Below are 22150 nucleotides of genomic sequence, written 5' to 3' on the forward strand. Positions count from 1 at the left end.
CCGGTTCAGGCGAAGACCACCGTCCGGTCGCCGTTCAGGAAAACCCGATCCTCAATATGCGCCCGTACCGCGCGGGCCAGAACCCGGCGTTCGACGTCCCGGCCACGCGCGACCAGCATTTCCGGCGTGTCAGCGTGCGTCACCGCCTCTACGTCCTGCGCGATGATCGGCCCTTCGTCGAGGTCTTCGGTGACGTAGTGGCTGGTCGCACCGATCATCTTCACCCCGCGCGCGTGGGCCTGATGATAGGGCTTCGCACCTTTGAAACCGGGCAGGAACGAGTGGTGGATGTTGATGCACCGGCCCGACAGGAACGCGGCCATGTCGTCCGACAGAATCTGCATATAACGGGCGAGCACGACCAGTTCCGCGCCGGTCTCGGCCACGACCTGCTTGATCTGCTCTTCCTGCTGCGACTTCGTATCCTTGGTCACCGGGAAGTGGTGATAGGGAAATTCGGCGCGCGGCGGATTGGCCAGCGCGTCGCGCGGGTGGTTTGATACGATGCCGACGACATCCATCGCCAGTTCGCCGATGCGGTGGCGATAGAGCAGGTCGGCAAGGCAATGGTCGAATTTCGAGACCATGATCAGGACTTTCACCCGGTCCGACTTGCGGCGCAGCTTCCAGTCCATGCCCGCCTCGCTCGCGATCGGTGCAAAGCCCTCGCGATAGGCATCGGGTGAAGTGCTGCCGGGGTCGAATTCCACCCGCATAAAGAATTTGCCGGTCGCCTGATCGTTGAACTGTTCCGCGTCGACGATGTTGCCGCCCTTGTCCGCCAAAAAGGCGGCCACGCGGGCGACAAGACCGGGTCGGTCGTCGCAAGACAGGCTGAGGACGCAGTAATCGGTCACGCGCAAATTCTCCTGGTGGTCCGCCGCGTCAGGCGGCCCCGAACCGCTTGGCCAGCGCCAGTGTCTTTTCCGCCGCCTTCAGGTGCGGAATATCGACCATCTTGCCGTCCAGCCCCACCGTCCCCGCACCGGGATTGGCGGCAAAGGCATCGGCGATGCGCTGTGCATGGGCAATCTGGTCGGCGGACGGCAAGAACGCCTCATTGATCGGCCTGACCTGCGCGGGATGGATAGCGAGGCGGCCCGAAAAGCCCTCTCCCATCGCGGTGCGCGACGTGGCCGACAGGCCCGCCTCGTCACGGAAATCGGCGTGGAGCGTCTCGTAAGCCGGAACACCGGCAGAATGCGCCGCCATCAGGCACAGCGACCGCGCCACGCGATAAGTAAACAGCCAGTCGCCGTCCGCACCCCGATTGCCGGTAGCCCCCAACGCCGCGGCCAGATCTTCGGCGCCCCAGGTCAGCCCGGTCAGACGTGGCAGGTCGGTCTGGCCGATCTCACCAAGATGGAACGGCGCGCCGGGGGTTTCGGTGGCGATGGGAATAATCCCGGTGCTGCCCGCCGCGATGCCGTGCGAAGCCTCGAAAGCGTCGAGATAGTGCGACAGGCGTACGATGCAGGCCGCGCCCTCGATCTTGGGCTGAACGATGCCATCAGGCCGTCCCGCCATCACCGCCGCCAGATCCTCCAGCGTCATGCCGGTGTCGAAGGGGTTCACCCGTACCCACAGCTTGACCGCGCGCTCCTCAACCGGACGTGCCGCAAGGAAATCGGCGAGCAGTCTGCGCGCGGCCGGCTTGTTGCCCGGCGCAACCGAATCCTCAAGGTCGAGGATGACCGCGTCGGCCCCGCAGGCGTCGACCTTGGCCAGCTTCTTCTCGCTGTCCCCCGGAATGAACAGCAGCGAACGGAGGGGTGCCGCGCTCATTCCGCAGGCTTCCGGCGTTGCAACCCGGTGCGCTTGCACGATGCGACCAACTGGCCGTGCTGGTTGAACGCTTCATGCTTGAAGGTGACGATACCCGCTTCGGGGCGCGACTTCGAATCGCGCAGTTCGATCACTTCGGTTACGACGTTGATCGTGTCGCCATGGAACAGCGGGTTGGGAAAGCGTACTTCGTCCCAGCCAAGGTTCGCGACCGCCGTGCCCAGTGTCGTATCGCCCACGCTTATGCCGACGACGAAACCCAGCGTCAGCGCGGAATTGACCAGCCGCTTTCCGTACTCGGTCCCCTTCATGTACTCTTCGTCGAGATGAAGCTGCGCCGGATTGTGCGTCATCGTCGAGAAAAAGACATTATCCGCCTCGGTAATGGTCCGGCGGATCGGGTGATCGAATTTCTGCCCGACGTACAACTCATCGAACCACAGGCCTGGCATCGCATGCTCCCGCGCGTTAAAAATCGCGCCCCCTATCGAAGCCCTGCGGTTCAATCGCAAGCCCGAAGGACCGGCCCGGAGGCAAAATCTGCCTATCGCAGAGATTTTCGGTGAATTGAAAATGGCTGGGGCGGCAGGATTCGAACCTGCGCATGCCGGTACCAAAAACCGGTGCCTTACCGCTTGGCTACGCCCCAGCAGGCCGACGACCTCGTCGGCAAGGGGGCTGCATATAGCGCGCGCGGCGCAGATGAAAAGGGCCGTTCGCGATGCAGGTGAAACGACCGCACGGGCAGCCCGTCGCATCGCGCGGAACCAGGCAAGCGCTTGCGCCGTTTCCACCCTCGCCATGGCCAGCCGCGCAAACGATATTCCGAAAAAGCCAGCCGACAGCGCCGGGCTGATCTTCGTCGACGATTCGCTGCCGGGAATCACGCGCCGCCGCTGCGGTCGGGGCTGGTCCTATCGCGATGCTAAAGGCCGCAGGGTCGCGGACCGGAATGAAATCGACCGGCTGAACGCCATCGCCTTGCCGCCCGCCTATACCGATGCGTGGTTCTGCCCCGCGCCCAATGGCCACATTCTTGCCACCGGCATCGATGCCAAGGGGCGCAAGCAATATCGCTATCACCCACGATTCCGTGCAGAGCGGGAGTGCGAGAAGTTCGACCGGACCATCGCGTTCGGCAAGGCCCTGCCACTGCTGCGCAAGCGGGTGGAGGCCGACCTGTCGACGCGCGGACTGAACAAGGCCCGCGCCATTGCCTGCGTCGTGCGCCTGCTCGACCTTGGCCGCATTCGGATCGGTAACGAGACTTACGCCAAGTCCAACAAGAGCTTTGGCGCGACGACCTTGCGCCAGCGTCACGCCAAGCTGTCGGGCCGCCGCTTGCGGCTGCGCTATAAGGGTAAGTCGAACAAGTTGCGCGAGGTAACGCTGACCGATCGCAGCCTGTTGCGCTTTGTAAAGCAGATACAGGACCTGCCGGGGCAGCGCCTTTTCCAGTATCTCGACGACGAGGGCGAGCCGCACGCGGTCGCATCGTGCGACGTCAACGCCTATTTGCGCGAAGTTATGGGCGAGGATTTCAGCGCCAAGGATTTCCGTACTTTCCACGCCAGCGTGCTGGCCTTCACGGCGTTGGCCGATGCCGAGGAAAAGGTGACGATCAAGGCGATGCTGGAACTGGTTTCCGGCGACCTTGGCAATACGCCGGCCGTTGCGCGGCGCAGCTATGTCCACCCGGCCGTCGTCGCGCTGGTCGATCGGCAGGAAAGCTGGCGCGCCGACCTGGCTTTGCCGCGATCGACGCAGTGGATGTCGCGCATGGAACGCGGGTTGGTCGCACTTTTGGAGACATGCGACGACATCGCGCTAGATGCAGTCGCCTGAACGGCAAGCGGGCTGCGGGGGTCCATAAACCAAGAGCTTGTCCTTCCCGCAATTTCGCCATATTGGCGAGGGAAAGGCGACTGGGGGGTCGACATCAAACGAATTCTTGGACCGGTTCTGGCTGGACTTGCGGTTTTACTTGCAGGGTGCAGCGTACAAGACAGCGTGGCCGATAAGGCGGCGCGCGATGGCGTGTTGTTGCTGGGCAACGGCTCCGACCCACAGACGCTCGACCCGCACCTTCTGATCGGCACGCCCGAAAGCGCGATTGTCGAGGCGTTGAGCGAGGGTCTGGTCGTCGAAGACCCCGATGACAGCACCAAGGTGCGACCCGGCGTCGCCGAACGGTGGTCGCATAACGCAGACCAGACGCAATGGTCGTTCCGCCTGCGCAAGAACGCGAAGTGGAGCGACGGCAGGCCGCTGACTTCCGCTGATTTCCTGTTCAGCTTCGAACGCCTGCTCCAACCCGAACTGCAATCGCAAAGCGCCGACCTGTTGTTCGTGGTGAAGAATGCGCAGGCCTATTACGAAGGCGAGATTTCCGACTTTGGGCAAGTCGGCATTTCCGCACCCGATGCGCAGACGCTGGAAATCACGCTGGCGGCACCGACCCCGTATCTTTTGCCGATGCTGACCAATACCGCCTTCATGCCGGTGAACCGCAACGCCCTATTGGCCAACGGCACGATCGGCGATCCCAACAATCGCTGGGCAACGGCGGGGAATTATGTCGGCAACGGGCCCTTCCTGCTCAGCGAATGGCGGGTCGGCGACCACATCCTTGTCGAACGCAATCCGCAGTATTGGGATGCCGCCAACGTCTCTCTGAACGCAATTCGCTTCGTGCCGATGGCGTCGGAGGCGGAGGAGACCGAGGCGTTTCTGGCCGGGAAGTTGCACGTCACCCAGTCGGTCGCCGCGGATCGATTGGTCGCCCTGCGCAAGGATCGGCCCGACGCGTTGGTGCAGAACGATCTGCTGGGCGCCTATTACTACATGTTCAATATCGCCGGACCGCCGTTCGACGATGTTCGGGTGCGGCGCGCGCTGGCGCTGGCTCTGGATCGCGACGATCTCGTCCGCAAGACGACCTTTGCGGGACAGACTGCCATCGGCGGCGTCGTCCCGCCGGGCATTCCCGGCTATGCGACCGTGGCGGTGCCGGCGGTAGAGATCGCAGAGGCACGCAGGCTGTTGGCCGAAGCCGGCTATCCCGACGGTACCGGATTTCCCAGAACCGACATCCTGATCAACCTGCCGCAAACGCACACCCGCGTGGCAGAGGCGGTGCAGCGCCAGTGGAAAGAGGCGCTGGGCATCGATGTCGGCATCCGTAAGGAGTCGTGGCAGGCTTATCTCGATAGCACGCGTAGGCGAAAATTCACGATAGCCCGATCGGGCTGGATTGCAGGCTATCCCGACCCCGGCGCATTCCTCGACGTGTTGCAGACCGGCAACCTGAACAACGACATGGGCTGGTCCGATGCCGAGTTCGACACCTTGATGACCCGCGCGCGCAGCACCAGTAACCGGGCGCAACGCATGGCCTTGATGGAACAGGCCGAAGCGCGCATGCTGGACCAACAGCCGCTGATCCCGCTGTTCAATTACACCAGCGTCTATCTGCGCGATCCGCGGGTCAGGGGTTGGGGGAAAAGCCTTGGTGGCAACCGCGTCTACAAGTTCGTGTCCCTGTCCGAACGATAGGAACCGGGGCACAGCACAGCGAAAGGGCACCGATGGGATTGCACCGCAGGATCTGGATCGTCGCATGCTCCATCCTGCTGGCCGCCTGTTCGGGCGGAGAACGCGAAACCGACCGCGCTATCGAAGAAGGCGTCCTGCTGATCGGCAACGGGACAGAGCCCAAGACGATAGATCCGCAGATCGCGTCGGGCGTTCCCGAACGCAACATCATCAGCGCCTTGTTCGAAGGGCTGGTCATCACCGATCCCAAGGGCAGCGAGGCGGTCCTGCCGGGGGTAGCACAGAGCTGGGAACACGATGACGAGGCGAGGGTCTGGACGTTTCACCTGCGCCCCGGTGCGCGGTGGAGCAACGGCGATCGCGTAACCGCGCAGGACTTCGCCTATGGCTGGCGCCGCGCGCTGACCCCGGCGCTGGGCTTCGAACTGGTCGAAACGCTTTACGTGATAAAAGGTGCTGAGGCGTTCAACCTCGGCAAGTCGGGATGGGACGGCGTAGGTGTGGCCACGCCCGATTCGCGGACGCTGGTCGTCACGCTGGCCAACCCCACGCCGCAATTCCTGCAGATGCTGACGTTCTATGCGTTCAACCCGGTCCACCGCGCGACGATAGAGGCGAACGGCGGCATCGCGGATCGCAGCGGGCGCTGGTTGGCCCCCGGCACCCTGGTCGGCAACGGGCCCTTCGTGCTGACGAAGTGGCAGACGAACCAGCTGATCGAGGTGCGCAAGAACGCTCAGTACTGGGACGCGGAAAGCGTCGCGCTGAACGCGATCCGATTTTTCCCGATCGAGAATGAGACGACCGAGGAAAAGTCGTTCCTGTCGGGCCGTCTGCACCTGACCTCGACGGTGCCCGCCAACAAGCTACCCGGCTATGCCGACGATCCGCGGTTTCGTGCCGATCCGCTGGCGGGCACCTATTTCTATTCGATCAACCTGTCGCGCAAACCGCTTAACGACCGGCGCGTGCGAGAGGCGTTGAGTCTTGCCATCGACCGCAGGGCTATTGTCGAGCGGGTAACGCAAGGCGGGCAGACCCCGGCGGGCGGGTTGGTCCCCCTCGCCTTCAAGGATTACCGGCAGGTTCCCGGTCCCGCCCCCGATCCGGAACGCGCGCGCGCCTTGCTGGCCGAGGCGGGTTTCCCCGGCGGCAAGGGCTTTCCCCGGTTCGAAATCCTGATCAACACCAGCGAGGGGCATCGCAAGATCGCCGAGGCGATTCAGGCGATGTGGCGGCGCGAACTGGGCATCGATGTCGGCATCTACAACCAGGAATGGAAGGTCTATCTCGACACCCGGCAGAACCGCGATTTCACCATCGCCCGCATGGGCTGGGTCGCGCCGTACCTCGATCCGCTGCCAATGCTGGAAGTGATGACGACGGGCAATCCCAACAACGATTCGGGCTATTCCAGCCCCCAATTCGATGCCCTGATCGATCGGTCACGCAGTGCCGGGGACAAGACAGCGCGCTACAGGTTGATGGAACAGGCCGACCGGATCCTCGCCCGCGACCTGCCGATCATTCCGATCTATTGGTACACCGAACCGCGCTTGATCGACCCGCGCCTGAAGGGATGGGACCCGCAACCGCGCGGTGTCCATCCCTACAAATTCCTGTCCTTCGAGGACTGACGCCCCTGCGGTCACGGTCAGCCGATCTTGCGGACCCAGCCCTGCGTATCGGGCAATTGTCCGCGCTGGATGCCGGTCAGCCGGTCTTTCAACCGGCCGGTCAGCTGACCTGGACCGCCCGTGCCGATGGTGAAATCGCGATCGCGTCCGGCAACCCGGCCCACCGGCGTAACCACCGCGGCCGTACCGCAGGCGAAACATTCGACCAGCTTGCCGCTGTTTGCATCGGACTGCCAATCGTCGATGGAATAACGCTCTTCCACCACGGTCAGTCCTTCCTCGCGCAGCAGGTCGATCAGGCTGTCGCGGGTGATACCCGGCAGGATCGTGCCGGTCAGCGGCGGGGTGATGACGCGGCCGTCGTCGAACACGAAGAACAGGTTCATGCCGCCCAGTTCCTCGATCCACTTGCGCTCAACCGCGTCCAGGAAGACGACCTGATCGAACCCGCGTTCGATAGCCTCGGCCTGGGGCACAAGGCTGGCCGCATAGTTGCCGCCGCACTTAGCCGCGCCGGTGCCGCCGGGGGCGGCCCGGGTGTAGTCGCTGGAAACCCAGATCGACACGGCTGGCGCGCCCGACTTGAAGTAGTTGCCCGCAGGGCTGGCGATCAGCAGGAACTTGTACTGCTTGGCCGGGCGAACGCCCAGAAACGCCTCGTTCGCAAACATGAACGGGCGCAGGTACAACGACGCGCCATCGCCGTCGGGAATCCAGCCGCCGTCAACCGACAGAATCGCATCGATAGCGCCCAGAAACAACTCTTCGGGCAAGTGCGGCATCGCCAGCCGGTCGGCAGAACGATTGAACCGCTGCGCGTTCTGTTCGGGGCGGAACAGCGCCACGGTACCGTCAGGGTGGCGATAGGCCTTCAAGCCTTCGAAGATTTCCTGCGCATAGTGCAGAACCGCCGCCGCCGGATCGAGCGCGATGGGGCCGCGCGGACCGACCGTAGGATTGTGCCAGCCCTTGCCCTCTACCCAGTCGATCGAGACCATGTGGTCGGTGAACTGTGTGCCGAATCCGGGGTTCGCAAGCATGGCCGTGCGATCCGCCTCCGACGTGGGGGCGGGATGGGGGATGGTCTGAAAGGCAATGGTATCGGCGGCTGTCGCCATGTCGCACGGTCCTGTTGAGGTCAGCTGTTTTCCAAGCGGGACCGGTTAGGCGGTTGCCCGCGCCCGCGCAAGTCTTGTGAGATGGGCTACGACCAACCCGCGACATACGCGACCAGAGCGCCCGCCGCCGCCAGCGAGGCGATGGCCCCTGCCTGGCTGATCCAGCGCATAGGCACCTTGCCCGCCATGCCAGCGCGTTGACCAGCGCGAAGGCGCCGTCAGCATATAGCCCGCGATCAACACCCGCATAAGCCAGCGGGCCAGCCCGTGCTGGCCTATATCACGCAAGAACTCGTCCGATCCGCCCGGCGCGCCGCGGCGCACGGTCAGTTCGGCATAGGAATGGCCAGAACACCACGCGATCAACCCGCCGATCAGGAAACTGAGCGCCGCCCATTCGCCAGCGACCTGGATCACGACGCCCACCGCCATCGCCCATGCACCGGGCAGGCCCAAGGCCTTCTCGCTGGTACCCGAGACGCTCACGGCAAAGGCTCTTACGAAAAAGGCGGCTCCCGAAGGAACCGCCTTTCGCGTTTCGTGCCTTGGCAAGCGGTCTTACGCGTTTTCGCGGACTGTCTTGCGCTCTGCAATGCGGGCCGACTTGCCGGTGCGGCCGCGCAGGTAATAAAGCTTTGCACGACGCACGACGCCGCGGCGGACCACGGTGATGCTGTCGATGTTGGGCGAATAGAGCGGGAACACGCGTTCCACGCCTTCGCCGAACGAAATCTTTCGAACGGTGAAGTTCGAACCCATGCCGCGGTTCGAACGGGCGATGACAACGCCTTCGTAGTTCTGCACACGTTCACGCGTGCCTTCGACGACGCGCACGCCGACGCGCACGGTGTCGCCCGCGCGGAATTCCGGAATGTCCTTGCCGAGGCCTTCAATCGCTTCGGCTTCAAGCTGCTGGATCAGGTTCACTGGTCCTAGTCCTTCTTCTTTTGCCGCGCGCCAGAGGCAGACTGGTCCCGAGCATCAAAATGACGCTCCCAAAGGTCCGGCCTGCGTAACCGTGTATCGTCTTCGCTGCGTTGCTTTCGCCACGCCGCGATCTTCGCATGATCCCCCGATCGCAGCACTTCAGGGATCGTGCGCCCTTCCCATTCAACAGGTCGGGTATAGTGCGGATATTCGAGCAAACCGCCTTCGAACGATTCCTCGACCCCACTAGAAGCCGCGCCCATTACGCCGGGAAGCAGCCGAATGCAAGCGTCGAGAAGCACAAGCGCGCCTACCTCTCCGCCGGAGAGGATGACGTCGCCGACGCAGACTTCCTCGACATTGCGGCCCTCGAAGATTCGCTCGTCGAATCCCTCGAACCGGCCGCACAGCACGGTCACGCCCGGCCCCGCCGCCAGTTCGCGCACACGGCCTTGCGTCAGCGGCTTTCCGCGCGGCGTCATGGCCAAGACCGGCGCATCGGGATTGCCCGCGCGCGCGTGGTCGATGGCGGCGGCCAAGACGTCGGCCTTCAGCACCATCCCGGCCCCGCCACCCGCAGGCGTATCGTCAACCGTGCGGTGCTTGTCGGTCGCGAAGTCGCGAATCTGGACGGTGTTCAGGCTCCACGTCCCCGCCCCCAGCGCCCGCCCGGCCAGCGACGTGCCGAGCGGCCCGGGAAACATCTCCGGATAGAGCGTCAGGATCGTCGCGGCAAAAGTCATGGGCAGCGCGGTTAGTCGATCCCCCGCGAAGAAACTAGGCCCTAGCCGCCGCAACCGCCGCAGCCGCCCCCGCCACAACCGCCACCGCTATCAGAAGAGCCGCACCCACCGCTGCCGCTATCGCTGCGCAGCTTGTGAAAACCGGCGATGCTGGTCCCCGCCAGCACAGTCGTGCCGTAAAGCGCCACTGCCATGCCCGTCTCTTCGGAAAGCGGGGCGCGGCGTAGGCGGTCGCGAGTGGCGCGCAGGGCTGCCAGTTCCGACTTTGCCTCGCGCGTAGCGCGATCGAACTTCATGAAGGCCATGAAGGACAAGACGACAACGATGAACATCATGATCAACAGGAAGCCGAAGTCCTCTTCCCGAATCTGCGCAACCTTCCACCGCACGAAGCCGAAACCAAGCAGGAACGCGAAAGGCACCAGTTGCAACAGGCGCACCTGCATGGCCTCTCCCCGGTCCATATAGAGCCCGCGACTGGCCAGCCGCTCCTCCACTCCGGCCGCATGATCGCGAAGCGCGCGGCGAACCTTACGCCACTTCATCCGGGTGCCGATGGCAAGCAATGCGCGCTCGGCCTGGGTCGGCCTTTGCGGGCGATTGAGCACCGCGAACTGACCCTTGCCCGGCATCGTCAGCGCGCCGGTGGCCAGCATCCGCGCCGTCACCGCCTCTGCATAACGGTTCGGTCCGCCTGCAATGACTGCAATTTCATCTTCATCCGCGATTCGCGCTGGGTGCCCCTCTGGCCGCAACCAGTTTACGATGACGACACGCAGGATCATCGCCGCGACGATCAGCACACCGTAAAGGATCAGAAATTCGTTCGCATCCCAGTCTAGCGGATTGCCGCCATGCATATTTCGCCCCCAACTACCCCAGTATCGCCACCAGAATAGCGCCGATCAGTGCAAGAACAATGACCGCGTAAACCAGCCGCCGCGGCACGACGAAATGGTCGCGCACCTGGACCCGCCGCGCGAGGGGATCGCGATAGAGCCGCCGGTTTGCATCGGGCCAGATATCGGCGGGCGATGGGCCGAACACGTTCGTAACTGGCCAACGTCTGCGCATACTGGCGATAGTACCGATCCCGCTCGACCGGCCCGCCAGCGGTGGGACCATGGTGCAGTTCGCCTTCAAGTACTTCAGGGCAAATCCGCTGCCAGTAATCACGGCTATAGGTCAGGTGCAGGTGCCATGCCTGATCCACCGCATCCGACGGCGTAACCTCATGCCCCGCGCGCATCGCCAGCCAGCAGAAGCGGCGGTATTCCTCGATTACGCGGGCGGCATGCACCTCACTCCACCCGTTTTCGCGGGCGAGACGCTGCTGGAAGGTGAAATCAGCATCGGAGGGGCCAATGCGATAGACCGTCAGGCGCTTCCAGAGCGGATCGTCGGATAGCTGGATGCGCCCCTTAGTCATAGTCAGGGGGCGATAGCAGCCACGTTATGGCTGGGCAAAGTCGTCCGTGACAATCATCCGCTCGCCATCCCACTCGCGCACCGCATCCTCATGCATCGGCACCATGAAGGTACGCGGTTTGGAACCCGCGGGCCGCTCAATCTCGATCACGTCGCCCGCGCCGTAGTTCTCAACCGCGATCACGGTGCCCAGCGGTTCCCCGGCTTCGGAGACGGCCGCCAACCCCAAAAGGTCGGCGTGGTAATACTCACCCTCGCCCAGCGCGGGCAGGTCTTCGCGCGGAACGGTCAGCAACGATCCGCGCAGGGCCTCCGCCGCGTTACGGTCGGTCACTTCGGCAAAGCGCGCGATTGCGCCGCCCTTGCCGTCGTCCTTGATCTTTGTCGCCGTCAGCGGTGCATCGCGAAGGGCGCCGTCCTTTGAAACGCGAAAGGCGCGGAATCCCTTCAGGGACTCCACGCCTTCGCCGAACAGCTTCAGGCGGACCTCTCCCGCCACGCCGTGCGCACCGGTAATGGCGGCGAGCGTGACGGTACGGTCCATCGGGGCTTAGCCCTCTGCCTTCTCTTCGCCGGCTTCTTCAGCAGGGGCGTCTTCAGCAGCAGCTTCCTCGGCCGGGGCTTCGGCAGCGGCTTCTTCGCCAGCTTCTTCAGTCGCTGCTTCTTCAGCCGGTGCGTTGGCTTCTTCCTCGGCAGCCTTCTTGGCTTCCTCGGCTTCACGGGCCTTCTCGGCCTTTTCCTCGGCGCGTTCCTTGGCCTTTTCGCCCGGCTCGGCCTTCTGCGGGTTGTTCTTCGCCTTGCGCTCAAGGATGCCGGCGGCATCGAGGAAGCGGGCGACACGGTCGGTCGGCTGCGCGCCAACGCCCAGCCAGTAACGGATGCGGTCTTCGATCAGCTTGACACGGTTGTCGTCATCCTTGGCGAGGACCGGGTTGTAGATGCCGACCTGCTCCAGATACTTACCGTCGCGCGGGCTGCGCACGTCGGAAACGACGATCCGGTAGTAGGGACGCTTCTTCGCGCCACCACGGGCGAGACGGATTGCAATTGCCATTTCAAATTACCTTTCGTTCAATTCGTATTCGTCGATTTCAGTAAAAATCACTTCTTGTTCAGAAGGTTGGCCAGATCCGGCGGAAGCCCGCCAGCACCGCCGCCCATTCCGGCGCCCATTCCGGCGCCCATTCCGCCGCCCATTCCGCCGCCAAGCCCCGGCATAGCGGCATCGAGACCGCCCTTGCCGAACAGGGCGCCAAGGCCTTTCAGCCCGCCCATCTTCTTGATCTGTTTCATCGCCTTGGACATTTCCTGGTGCATCTTCAGCACTTTGTTCACGTCCTGAACCTGCGTGCCCGAACCCGCCGCGACGCGCTTCTTGCGCTTGGCATTGAGCAGCGCGGGGTTGGCGCGTTCCTTCGGCGTCATGGATGAAATGATCGCGTCCATGCGCAGCAGCACGCGGTCGTCCATGCCCGACTGCTGCATCGCCGCCTTGGCCTTCTTCATGCCCGGCAACATGCCCGCAATCGCGCCCAACCCGCCCATCTTGGTCATCTGCTGCAACTGCATGCGCAGATCGTCGAGGTCGAACTTGCCCGCCGCCATCTTCTTGGCGAGCTTTTCCGCGTCCTCTTCCTTGACCGTCAGGGCGGCCTTTTCGACCATCGAGACGATGTCGCCCATGCCAAGGATGCGATTTGCAACGCGGCTGGGCACGAAGGGTTCGATCGCGTCCAGTTTCTCGCCAGTACCCGCGAACTTGATCGGCTTGCCGGTAACGGCCCGCATCGACAGCGCCGCACCGCCGCGCGCATCGCCGTCCATGCGGGTCAGCACCACGCCGGTCAGCGGCACTTCGCCGGTGAAGCTCTGCGCGACGTTGACCGCGTCCTGCCCCGTCAGCGAGTCGACGACCAGCAGCACTTCCTTCGGCGTCGAGACGGCGGCCACGGCCTTCATCTCGGCCATCAGGGCTTCGTCAACGTGCAGACGGCCCGCCGTGTCGAGCATCAAGACGTCAAAGCTCTGCAACTTCGCGGCCTGAATGGCGCGGTTTGCAATATCGACCGGTTGCTGCCCGGCAATGATCGGCAGGGTCGCGACCCCGGCCTGTTCGCCCAGCACCGCCAGCTGTTCCTGCGCCGCCGGGCGATTGACGTCGAGCGAGGCCATCAAGACCTTCTTGCCCTCGGTCTCTTTCAGGCGCTTGGCGATCTTGGCTGTGCTGGTAGTCTTACCCGAACCCTGCAGGCCGACCATCATGACCACGACCGGCGGTTTCGCCTCAAGGTCCAGTTTGGCGGCAGCCGCACCGTCCCCTGATCCTTCTGGGCCGCCGAGCATTTCGACGAGCGCGTCGTTGACGATCTTGACGACCTGCTGACCGGGCGTGACCGAGCGCAGGACTTCCTGCCCGATCGCGGCTTCGGTAACCTTGTCGATAAACCGTCTTACGACCGGAAGCGCGACGTCGGCTTCCAGCAGGGCGATCCGAACTTCGCGCATTGCGGCGCGAACGTCGTCTTCCTTCAACGCCCCGCGACCGCGCAGCGAATCGAAGACGTTACCAAGCCGGTCAGACAGGCTGTCGAACATCGTTTTCTTCTCCTTGCGGCCTGAAAAAACAGGGCCAAACATTTGCGATCAGGGCCGAAACGCACAAAACGCCGGTGGGCGAAACCTCGCCGACCAGCGTGCCGCGTAACCGTCACGGACCTGTAAATTGCACGGACCTCCGCCGCCTTCGCGCCGGTTGTCCGGGTGCGCCCATACAGCCGCCCCCCGCGCATGGCAAGGCAATCCACCCGACTTTTGATTACGGGCCGGATGTTTAACCCGATGTTTAGAGCGCTGTCCTAAGCCTCGGATCGGGGCAGTCCCGCCCCCGGTTTGGCGAAGGAGCAAGCCGTTCGATGAGCGATAGCGGCGAGCAGCCTGAATTCACAAAGCAAAAGCACGGCGCGCGCCGGATCAGCGAACGCGATGTCGTGGCGCTGGGCATCATCGCGGCTGCGCTGATCATGTTCGTCGGCCACGCCGCGGCGGCCATGCCCGCCGTGATCCGCGCATTCGAAGGCGAAGGCGAAGGCCCCGCCGCATGGCTGGCCAGTGCGCTTCTGCTCAACACCGCGCTGCTGATCTTCGGCTGGCGCCGCCATGTCGAACTGCTGCGAGAGGTAGAGGAACGCCGCGTTGCCGAGGAACAGGCCAAGACGCTTGCCTTTACCGACCCGCTGACCGGATCGCTCAACCGCCGATCCATCCTGCCGCAAGTCGACGCCCTGATCGCATCCGCACATGCCGAAACCGGCGCTGCGCGCGCGGTCGCCTTCGTCATGCTCGATCTCGATCATTTCAAGCAGATCAACGACCTCAACGGGCATCGCGCAGGCGATTCGATGCTGGTCACGATGGCAGAGCGCGTTCGCGCCGTTCTGCCCGAAGGCGCGATGCTGGCCCGATTGGGTGGCGACGAATTCGCCTGCGTCATGACCTACGAACGCGCCAACCCGGCCCGGATCGACCTGATCGCGGCGGAAATCATCACCGCCGCGCGCCAGCCTTTCGACGTCGCGGGCGGCCAACTGGCGATCAGCCTTTCCGTCGGCATCGCGTGCAGCACCAACCTGCCCTCGCGCTGCGAAAGTCCGGCGGAAGAGATGCTGCACATGGCCGACATGGCGATGTATCATGCCAAGAAGAACGGGCGAAACCGCTACGACTGGTTCGAACCGCGTATGGAGCACGACCTGCGCATGCGGGCCGAGCTGGAAAACGGCATCCTTGCGGGAATCGCCCGCGGCGAGTTCGTGCCGTTCTACGAACAACAGGTCGATATAGAGACCGGCGAACTGACCGGTTTCGAAATGCTCGCCCGCTGGAACAGCCCGCAGCTTGGCCTCGTCACGCCGGACCGTTTCATCCCGGTTGCCGAGGAACTGGGTGTCATCTGCGACCTGTCCGAAGCAATCATCAGCCAAGCCTTGCGCGATGCGCGTGAGTGGGATTCGAACCTGACGCTGGCGGTGAATATCTCACCCGTGCAGATGCGCGACCCGTGGTTTGCGCAGCGGCTGCTGAAGCTGATGGCCGAGGCCAATTTCCCGCCCGAGCGGCTGGAGATCGAGATCACCGAGAATTGCCTGAACGAGAACATCGGCCTCGTCCGCTCGCTCGTCACCAGCCTGAAGAACCAGGGCGTATCGGTCAGCCTCGATGATTTCGGCGTCGGCTATGCGACCTTGGCGCAATTGCGCGCCCTGCCGTTCGACCGGGTGAAGATCGACCGCAATTTCGTGGCTCGCCTGACGCGGAACGAGGATACGGCCACCGTTGTCTCGACCATCGCCGCCATCGGTGAAAGCATGAACCTGCCGCTGACCGCCGAAGGCATCGAGACCGAGAACCTGCGCGATTCGCTGCGCCGGATCGGCACGTTCAAGGGTCAGGGATACTACTATGGCCGCCCCGAACCGGCCGAAGCGGTTCGTGCCCGGTTGAAGAGCGAGGCGCGCCTCTCGAACGACGCACCTCCGCCGCTGGCCCCCGGTCCCGAAGCCGAAGTGCGCGTCGCCGGGGCCTGACGGTCCCGAAACCAAGGCTTTCACTGGACGCGCGCTCCATGCGTGCATAGATGCGGCGCATCATGCAGATCGCCTTCACCAAGATGCACGGCCTGGGCAACGACTTCGTCGTTCTGGACGCGCGCGACCATGCGCTGCCGCCGCTGACCGGCGATGTCGCCGCCGCACTAGCGGACCGGCACACCGGCATCGGGTGCGACCAGCTGATCGTGATCGAACCCTCCGACCGGGCCGACTGGCGGATGCGGATCTACAATTGCGACGGCGGTGAGGTAGAGGCCTGCGGCAATGCATCCCGCGCCGTAGGCTTGCTGATCGGCGGAGCCGTGACGCTGGAGACCAAGGGTGGCCTGATTGCCACGCGCCCCCATGACAACGGCATCGCGGTCGACATGGGCGAGCCACGTTTCGAGTGGGACGCGATCCCCTTGGGCTATGCGATGGATACGCTGGCCATGCCGGTCGGTTGGCCGGTCGGCGATGGGGCACTGGAAAATCCGGTCGCGGTCAATGTTGGCAATCCGCACGCGGTGTTCTTCGTCGACGATCCCTATGCGGTCCCGCTGGCCGAGATCGGCCCGCTGATCGAGAACGACCCGATCTTCCCCGAACGGGTCAACGTCAACGTCGCCGCCGTAACCGCGCGCGATGCGATCACCCTGCGCGTATGGGAACGCGGTGCCGGGATCACGCGGGCCTGCGGTACCGGGGCCTGTGCTACGGCCGTCGCCGCGATGCGCCGCGGGCTTGTGGACCGGACCGTTACCGTCACCCTGCCCGGCGGGCCGCTGACCATCGCGTGGGACGATCATAACCGCATCACGATGACCGGCCCCGCAACGATCAGCTTTACCGGCAGCTTCGACTGGGGCGACTACGCTTGAGCGTATCCGAAGTCATCACATTGGGTTGCCGGTTGAACGCTGCCGAAAGCGACCGCATCCGCGCGATGCTGGACGGGCGCAGCGATACCGTGGTGGTCAATTCCTGCGCCGTTACCGAAGAGGCGGTGCGCCAGACCCGCCGCGCCGTCCGCCGCCTGCGCCGCCGCCATCCCGACGCCCGCCTGTTGGTCACTGGTTGCGCCGCCGATATCGAAGCCGAGCAGCTGGCCGCCATGCCAGAGGTGGACGCGCTGGTTCCCAATTCCGCCAAGCTGGAACCGGCCAGTTGGGGCGCGGGCCACAATGCGGCCGTCCTACCGCCGATCAAGGCGCATCGCGGGATCAGCACGAACACGACGCCGCGCACGCGCGGGTTCGTCGCGGTGCAGACCGGATGCGATCACGCCTGCACGTTTTGCGTCATCCCTCAGGGACGCGGGGCAAGCCGCTCGCTGACCGTGCCGCAAGTGCTGGGCGAGATCGAAGCGCATCTGGAGCAAGGCGCACAGGAAATCGTGCTGACCGGCGTAGATGTGACCAGCTGGGGGCACGACCTGCCCGGTTCGCCCTCGCTGGGCCAACTGGTGGGCGAAGTCTTGCATGCCCTGCCCGCCCTGCCGCGCCTGCGCCTGTCGTCGATCGACGGAGCGGAGATTGACGAGGGGCTGGAAGAACTGGTCGTCGGCGAAGATCGCGTGATGCCGCATCTACACCTATCGCTGCAGCACGGACACGACCTGATCCTGAAGCGCATGAAGCGCCGCCATAGCCGCACCCAGGCCGTGGACCTTGTCCAAAGGCTGCAAGCACGGCGCTCGGATATCGCCATCGGCGCGGACCTGATCGCCGGGTTCCCGACCGAGGATGCCGCGATGCATGCCGAAAACCTGACGATCGTACGCGAATGCGCGGTCGTGCATGGCCACGTCTTCCCCTACAGCCCGCGCCCCGGCACGCCCGCTGCCCGGATGCCGCAGGTCGATCCGGCGATAGTGAAGGCCCGCGCCGCAGACTTGCGCGCCCAGGTGGCGGAGACCCGCACCGCGTGGCTGCAATCTCTGGTCGGTTCCACGCTCAGCGTCCTTGCGGAGAACGACGGAACCGGCCACGCCCCCAATTTCGCCCCGGTCCGCCTGCCCATGGGCGCGAAACCGGGCACCATCGTCGCAATCCGGGCCACCGGCATCGCGGACGGACAGATCATCGGAGAATTGGCATGAGCGAGAGCTGGTCCGACCGGCTTTTCGGCGGATTTCGCAAGACGAGCGAGCGGCTGAGCGGCAACCTTGCCACCGGCGGGTGGAGCGGATCGACGCGCCTGACCGAAAGCCAGCTGGACGAGCTGGAAGACGCGCTCATCATGTCGGACCTAGGCCCCCGCGCGGCGATGCGCATCCGCGATGCACTGGCCGAACGGCGCTTCGAACGCGGAGCCGACGAACGCGCCGTGCAAGAAGCGGTCGCCGCCGAAATCGCGGAAATCCTGCGCCCCGTGGCCAAGCCGCTGGAAATCACTGCCTTCCCCCGCCCGCATGTCGTGCTGGTCATCGGCGTCAACGGCAGCGGCAAGACCACCACAATCGCCAAGCTGGCGCACCTGTTTCAGGAAGACGACTATGGCGTGATGTTGGCCGCGGGCGACACATTTCGCGCCGCCGCTATAGGGCAGCTGAAGGTCTGGGCCGACCGTCTGAGCGTTCCCGTCGTGACCGGACCAGAAGGCGGCGACCCCGCCTCCGTCGTGTTCGACGGGGTCAAGGCCGCGACCGACAAGGGCAGCGACGTGCTGGTCGTCGACACCGCCGGACGCCTGCAGAACAAGCGCGAGCTGATGGACGAACTGACCAAGATCCGAAAGGTGCTGGGCCGTTTGAATCCCGAAGCGCCGCACGACGTGGTGCTCGTGCTGGATGCCACCAACGGTCAGAACGCGCTTCAGCAGATCGACGTGTTCAAGGAAGTCGCGGGCGTCACCGGCCTTGTCATGACCAAGCTGGACGGCACCGCGCGCGGTGGCGTGCTGGTCGCGGCGGCGGAGCAATACGGTTTGCCGATCCATGCCATCGGCGTGGGTGAAAAGATCGACGACTTGCGCCCCTTCGATCCCGACCTTGTCGCGCGCGTGATTGCAGGAGTTGCCTGATGGCCGACGAAATAGGAACCCAAGTCGCCAAGAAGAAGTCCGGCTGGCTCAACATCGCCATCGATTACGGCCCGCTGCTCGTGTTCTTCGCGGTCTACAAGTGGTTCGGGCCAGAGCAGGACGGCGACGCCGTTGGCGAGGTGTTGGCCATCGTGAAGGGCACCGGCGCATTCATCGTCGCTGCAATCGTCGCCGTGATCGTGTCTAAGCTAAAGCTGGGCCACGTTACGCCCATGCTCATGCTCTCCACGGCGCTGATCGTGTTTTTCGGCGGGCTGACGATCCTGTTTCAGGACCCGGTCTTCGTTCAGATCAAGCCGACGATCATTTACGCCGTCTTCGCCGCCGCGCTGCTGATCGGATACTGGCGCGGCAAGGCGCTGCTGAAATACCTGCTCGACGCCGCGTTCGAGGGGCTTTCGGACAAGGGATGGATGAAGCTGTCGCGCAACTGGGGCGTCTATTTCATCTTTCTCGGCGTACTCAACGAAGTGCTCCGCGCCTCGCTCAGCTTTGAAGACTGGCTGGTCGCCAAGCTCTGGGTCTTCCTGCCGCTGTCTTTCCTGTTCACCTTTACCCAGCTGCCGATGATGATGCGCGAAGGACTGGGCAAAGAGGAAGAAGACGAGGCCGTGACGGAGCATCCGCCTGCCTGACGTAGCGGCCACTCCGAGCCTTAACACAGGTTATCCACCGTCCTGCGGTGACAAGTTCCCACAATTGCGCAAATGTCTGCCCGCGGGTCGCACCGGGACGGTCAATCAGGCCGCCATAGGGAGTGGACATGGCAAAACTTTTCGGAAACCTGCACCTTGTGCTCGCGATCGGTCTGATCGCGGCCATCGCGCTCATGATCGCATTCGCGCCCAGCGCGCCCATCGACATCAATAGCATCAGCCGCTGGCTTCACCTCTTTTTCGGGGTGCTGTGGATCGGGCTGCTTTACTACCTTAATTTCGTTCAGGTGCCCACCATGCCCGCCATCCCGGCAGAGCAGAAGGGTGCCATCAGCGGGCATATCGCGCCCAAAGTCCTGTTCTTCTTTCGCTGGGCCGCCGCGCTGACAGTTTTGACCGGCCTGACGATCGCAATGGTCAGCGGCTATCTAGTTGAGGCTCTGACATTTTCGGGCGAGGGCTCGGTCCTGCTCATCGGTGTGGGGATGTGGCTTGCCCTGCTGATGGCGTTCAACGTCTGGTTCATCATCTGGCCGGCCCAAAAGAAGATTTTGGGTATTGTCGAGGCCAGTGACGAGGCGAAGGCGGCTGCCGCGCCTCGGGCGCTGATCGCCAGCCGCCTAAATACACTGCTTTCGCTGCCCATGATGTGGGCGATGGTCACCGCAAATCTCGGTTGATCAGCGATTGGCAAAAAGAGAAGCGCGTCGGGGTGACCGGCGCGCTTCTTGCTATATGCGAACTTGCGAACCCAGTTCCACGACGCGGTTCGTCGGCAGGCGGAAGAATTCCATCGCCGTCGCTGCATTCCGCAGCATCCAGCTGAAGATCTTTTCGCGCCACAGCATCATCGCCGGCTTTTCCGATGGCAGCAGCGTCTGCCGCGACAGGAAGAAGCTGGTCTGCATCATGTCGAACATGCCGCCGCACTTGTCGACCTGCTTCAACGCGGCGGGAATGTCGGTCTCTTCCATGAAGCCATAGTGAAGCACCATGCGGAAGAATCCGTCGCCCAGATCCTTGATCTCTACGCGGCGGCCCTGATCGACATAGGGTTCCTCTGCAATGTTGACCGTCAGGATCACGACTCGTTCGTGCAGCACCTTGTTGTGCTTGATATTATGCAGCAGCGCGGACGGTACGCCCGCCGTGCTCGACGCCATAAAGATCGCTGTGCCCGGAACGCGCGTGGCGCTGTTCGCCGCGCTCTTGGCAAAAATTTCGATCGGCAGGGCCACTTCAGTCATGCGTTCGCGCATCAGGCGGCGGCCCTTGGCCCATGTCGTCAGCAACGTGAACACGACCGCGCCGACCATCAGAGGGAACCAGCCGCCATCGGCTACCTTGGTCAGGTTCGCACCGAAGTACGCGCCGTCCACGATCAGGAACAGCACAACGACCGGGGCCGCATACCACCAGCGCCATTTCCACACTGTCACGAACAGCACCGCCATCAGCAGGGTATCGATGGTCACCGCGCCGGTAACCGCAATGCCATAAGCGCTAGCGAGATTGGACGAGTTCTGGAACGTCAGCACCAGCAGGATCACAGCCACCATCAGCGCCCAGTTGATCGCCGGAATATAAATCTGGCCCGCTTCGCTCTCGCTGGTGTGGCGGATCGACAGGCGCGGGATAAAGCCAAGCTGCATCGCCTGATGCGTGATCGAGAACGAGCCGGAGATCACCGCCTGGCTGGCGATGAACGTCGCGCATGTGGCAAGGATGACGAGCGGCAGGCGCAGCACTTCGGGCGCCATGATGAAGAACGGGTTCTCTATCGCCTCTGCCGCGTCGGCGCCGGTCAGGCTGATCACCATCGCGCCCTGCCCGAAATAGTTGAGCAGCAGGCAGGGCATCACAAAGCCGAACCAAGACATGCGCAGCGGTCCGCGCCCAAAATGCCCCATGTCGGCATAGAGCGCCTCTGACCCCGTAACCGCCAGCACGACCGAGCCGAGGGCGAGAAAGGCCAGCGTCTTGTCGACGAGGAAGAACTGCACCGCGTACCACGGGTTCAGCGCGACCAGCACGCCCGGATGGGTCATGATCTGCACGATGCCGAGGATCGCGATGGTCGTGAAATAGACGATCATCACCGGGCCAAACAAAGCGCCCACCTTGGCCGTACCGCGTTTCTGCAGGACGAACAGCGCCACCAGCAGGACCAACGCGATGGGTATGACGAAGCGCCCGAAGGCCGGGTCGACGACCGTCAGACCCTCAACCGCAGACAGGACCGAAATCGCCGGGGTAATCATCGAGTCGCCATAAAACAGCGACGTTGCGAACACGCCCAGCAAGACAGCCAGCCAACCGTATCGAGATCGGCCGATATGCTGCGAGATCAGGGCAACCAGCGCGAGGCTGCCGCCCTGCCCCTTGTTGTCCGCGCGCATCAGGATGGTGACGTATTGAACCGCAACGACCAGAGTCATCGACCAGAAAATCAGGCTGACCACGCCCAGAACGTGCAGCCGGTCGAGCGTCAGCGGGTGCGGACCGACGAACGTTTCGCGGAAAGCGTAGAGCGGGCTGGTGCCGATATCGCCAAAGACGATGCCGATTGCGCCCACAGCAAGCTTGGCCTTGGCGCTGACGCGCTGGTCCCCTGTGCTTGCGGAATGGCTCATCGGGCAATCTTGCCTTTCGAAACGACCACGGCTGCTT

At 63.8% G+C, this 22150-nt stretch carries 23 protein-coding genes and 1 tRNA gene; 10 read left to right on the forward strand and 14 right to left on the reverse strand.

What is annotated here, in order from left to right:
* Window positions 1-5: 5 nt before the first annotated feature.
* From purU to AB433_RS12300, 4 genes are all read right to left on the reverse strand, one after another.
* A complete protein-coding gene (gene purU / locus AB433_RS12285; protein WP_047821317.1) occupies window positions 6-857 on the reverse strand; it encodes a formyltetrahydrofolate deformylase in 852 nt (283 codons plus the stop codon).
* A gap of 28 nt (window positions 858-885) precedes the next feature.
* The gene (locus tag AB433_RS12290; protein ID WP_047821319.1) at window positions 886-1785 is read right to left on the reverse strand and encodes an HpcH/HpaI aldolase/citrate lyase family protein; all 900 of its coding nucleotides are present in this window, start codon (window positions 1783-1785) and stop codon (window positions 886-888) included.
* Window positions 1782-2237, reverse strand: coding sequence for a MaoC family dehydratase (locus AB433_RS12295; protein WP_047821321.1), 456 nt, complete (start codon window positions 2235-2237; stop codon window positions 1782-1784). The genes AB433_RS12290 and AB433_RS12295 overlap by 4 nt, the downstream gene beginning before the upstream one ends.
* A gap of 122 nt (window positions 2238-2359) precedes the next feature.
* Window positions 2360-2434, reverse strand: a tRNA-Gln gene (locus tag AB433_RS12300).
* A 152-nt stretch (window positions 2435-2586) separates the two neighbouring features.
* Between AB433_RS12300 and AB433_RS12305 the strand changes: the two genes are divergently transcribed.
* The 3 genes from AB433_RS12305 to AB433_RS12315 all read left to right on the forward strand — a co-directional run bounded on the left by AB433_RS12305 (window position 2587) and on the right by AB433_RS12315 (window position 6977).
* Window positions 2587-3630 (forward strand): DNA topoisomerase IB, encoded by a 1044-nt coding sequence (locus AB433_RS12305; protein WP_047821323.1) that lies wholly within the window; start codon window positions 2587-2589, stop codon window positions 3628-3630.
* Window positions 3631-3795: 165 nt separating this feature from the next.
* Window positions 3796-5340 carry a peptide ABC transporter substrate-binding protein gene (locus tag AB433_RS12310; protein WP_053059142.1) on the forward strand — a complete coding sequence of 515 codons (1545 nt, stop codon included), beginning with the start codon at window positions 3796-3798 and terminating at the stop codon, window positions 5338-5340.
* Window positions 5341-5372: 32 nt separating this feature from the next.
* Window positions 5373-6977, forward strand: coding sequence for a peptide ABC transporter substrate-binding protein (locus tag AB433_RS12315; protein ID WP_047821326.1), 1605 nt, complete (start codon window positions 5373-5375; stop codon window positions 6975-6977).
* A gap of 17 nt (window positions 6978-6994) precedes the next feature.
* Here AB433_RS12315 and AB433_RS12320 read toward each other — a convergent pair whose 3' ends face one another.
* The 6 genes from AB433_RS12320 to AB433_RS21310 all read right to left on the reverse strand — a co-directional run bounded on the left by AB433_RS12320 (window position 6995) and on the right by AB433_RS21310 (window position 10890).
* Window positions 6995-8095 carry a branched-chain amino acid aminotransferase gene (locus tag AB433_RS12320; RefSeq protein ID WP_047821328.1) on the reverse strand — a complete coding sequence of 367 codons (1101 nt, stop codon included), beginning with the start codon at window positions 8093-8095 and terminating at the stop codon, window positions 6995-6997.
* Between the two features lie 45 nt (window positions 8096-8140).
* Window positions 8141-8581: a hypothetical protein gene (locus AB433_RS12325; RefSeq protein WP_047821330.1), complete on the reverse strand. Its 441-nt coding sequence runs from the start codon at window positions 8579-8581 to the stop codon at window positions 8141-8143.
* A 72-nt stretch (window positions 8582-8653) separates the two neighbouring features.
* Window positions 8654-9022 carry a 50S ribosomal protein L19 gene (gene rplS / locus AB433_RS12330; protein ID WP_047821332.1) on the reverse strand — a complete coding sequence of 123 codons (369 nt, stop codon included), beginning with the start codon at window positions 9020-9022 and terminating at the stop codon, window positions 8654-8656.
* A 5-nt stretch (window positions 9023-9027) separates the two neighbouring features.
* Entirely contained in the window at window positions 9028-9765 is a 738-nt protein-coding gene (gene trmD / locus AB433_RS12335) for a tRNA (guanosine(37)-N1)-methyltransferase TrmD (RefSeq protein WP_047821334.1), read from the reverse strand.
* A 41-nt stretch (window positions 9766-9806) separates the two neighbouring features.
* Window positions 9807-10625, reverse strand: a complete 819-nt coding sequence (locus tag AB433_RS19545; protein WP_053059143.1) for a TIGR04222 domain-containing membrane protein — start codon at window positions 10623-10625, stop codon at window positions 9807-9809.
* Between the two features lie 13 nt (window positions 10626-10638).
* Entirely contained in the window at window positions 10639-10890 is a 252-nt protein-coding gene (locus AB433_RS21310) for a hypothetical protein (RefSeq protein WP_245626660.1), read from the reverse strand.
* Here AB433_RS21310 and AB433_RS21315 point away from each other — a divergent pair.
* Window positions 10889-11173, forward strand: coding sequence for a hypothetical protein (locus tag AB433_RS21315; RefSeq protein ID WP_245626661.1), 285 nt, complete (start codon window positions 10889-10891; stop codon window positions 11171-11173). The genes AB433_RS21310 and AB433_RS21315 overlap by 2 nt on opposite strands.
* Before the next feature lie 45 nt (window positions 11174-11218).
* Here the strand turns inward: AB433_RS21315 and rimM are convergent, their stop codons facing one another.
* The 3 genes from rimM to ffh are packed head-to-tail and all read right to left on the reverse strand — an operon-like array spanning window position 11219 to window position 13788.
* Window positions 11219-11737 carry a ribosome maturation factor RimM gene (rimM, locus tag AB433_RS12350; RefSeq protein WP_047821336.1) on the reverse strand — a complete coding sequence of 173 codons (519 nt, stop codon included), beginning with the start codon at window positions 11735-11737 and terminating at the stop codon, window positions 11219-11221.
* A gap of 6 nt (window positions 11738-11743) precedes the next feature.
* Window positions 11744-12247 carry a 30S ribosomal protein S16 gene (gene rpsP / locus AB433_RS12355; protein WP_047821339.1) on the reverse strand — a complete coding sequence of 168 codons (504 nt, stop codon included), beginning with the start codon at window positions 12245-12247 and terminating at the stop codon, window positions 11744-11746.
* A gap of 47 nt (window positions 12248-12294) precedes the next feature.
* Window positions 12295-13788 carry a signal recognition particle protein gene (ffh, locus tag AB433_RS12360; protein ID WP_047824018.1) on the reverse strand — a complete coding sequence of 498 codons (1494 nt, stop codon included), beginning with the start codon at window positions 13786-13788 and terminating at the stop codon, window positions 12295-12297.
* A 317-nt stretch (window positions 13789-14105) separates the two neighbouring features.
* On the opposite strand from ffh, the gene AB433_RS12365 reads away from it, so the two are divergent.
* From AB433_RS12365 to AB433_RS12390, 6 genes are all read left to right on the forward strand, one after another.
* On the forward strand, window positions 14106-15776 hold the full coding sequence (locus AB433_RS12365) for a putative bifunctional diguanylate cyclase/phosphodiesterase (RefSeq protein WP_053059144.1): 1671 nt from the start codon (window positions 14106-14108) through the stop codon (window positions 15774-15776).
* A 62-nt stretch (window positions 15777-15838) separates the two neighbouring features.
* On the forward strand, window positions 15839-16660 hold the full coding sequence (dapF, locus tag AB433_RS12370; RefSeq protein ID WP_047824022.1) for a diaminopimelate epimerase: 822 nt from the start codon (window positions 15839-15841) through the stop codon (window positions 16658-16660).
* Entirely contained in the window at window positions 16657-17880 is a 1224-nt protein-coding gene (locus AB433_RS12375) for a MiaB/RimO family radical SAM methylthiotransferase (protein WP_047821341.1), read from the forward strand. Before dapF ends, AB433_RS12375 begins: the two co-directional genes overlap by 4 nt.
* Window positions 17877-18803: a signal recognition particle-docking protein FtsY gene (gene ftsY / locus AB433_RS12380; RefSeq protein ID WP_047821343.1), complete on the forward strand. Its 927-nt coding sequence runs from the start codon at window positions 17877-17879 to the stop codon at window positions 18801-18803. Before AB433_RS12375 ends, ftsY begins: the two co-directional genes overlap by 4 nt.
* The gene (locus tag AB433_RS12385) at window positions 18803-19459 is read left to right on the forward strand and encodes an inner membrane-spanning protein YciB (protein WP_047821345.1); all 657 of its coding nucleotides are present in this window, start codon (window positions 18803-18805) and stop codon (window positions 19457-19459) included. The genes ftsY and AB433_RS12385 overlap by 1 nt, the downstream gene beginning before the upstream one ends.
* Before the next feature lie 128 nt (window positions 19460-19587).
* Window positions 19588-20160, forward strand: a complete 573-nt coding sequence (locus tag AB433_RS12390; protein ID WP_047824025.1) for a urate hydroxylase PuuD — start codon at window positions 19588-19590, stop codon at window positions 20158-20160.
* Between the two features lie 51 nt (window positions 20161-20211).
* Here AB433_RS12390 and AB433_RS12395 read toward each other — a convergent pair whose 3' ends face one another.
* On the reverse strand, window positions 20212-22113 hold the full coding sequence (locus AB433_RS12395) for a potassium transporter Kup (RefSeq protein ID WP_047821348.1): 1902 nt from the start codon (window positions 22111-22113) through the stop codon (window positions 20212-20214).
* Between the last annotated feature and the right edge of the window lie 37 nt (window positions 22114-22150).

Source organism: Croceicoccus naphthovorans, from assembly GCF_001028705.1.
Taxonomy (GTDB): domain Bacteria; phylum Pseudomonadota; class Alphaproteobacteria; order Sphingomonadales; family Sphingomonadaceae; genus Croceicoccus; species Croceicoccus naphthovorans.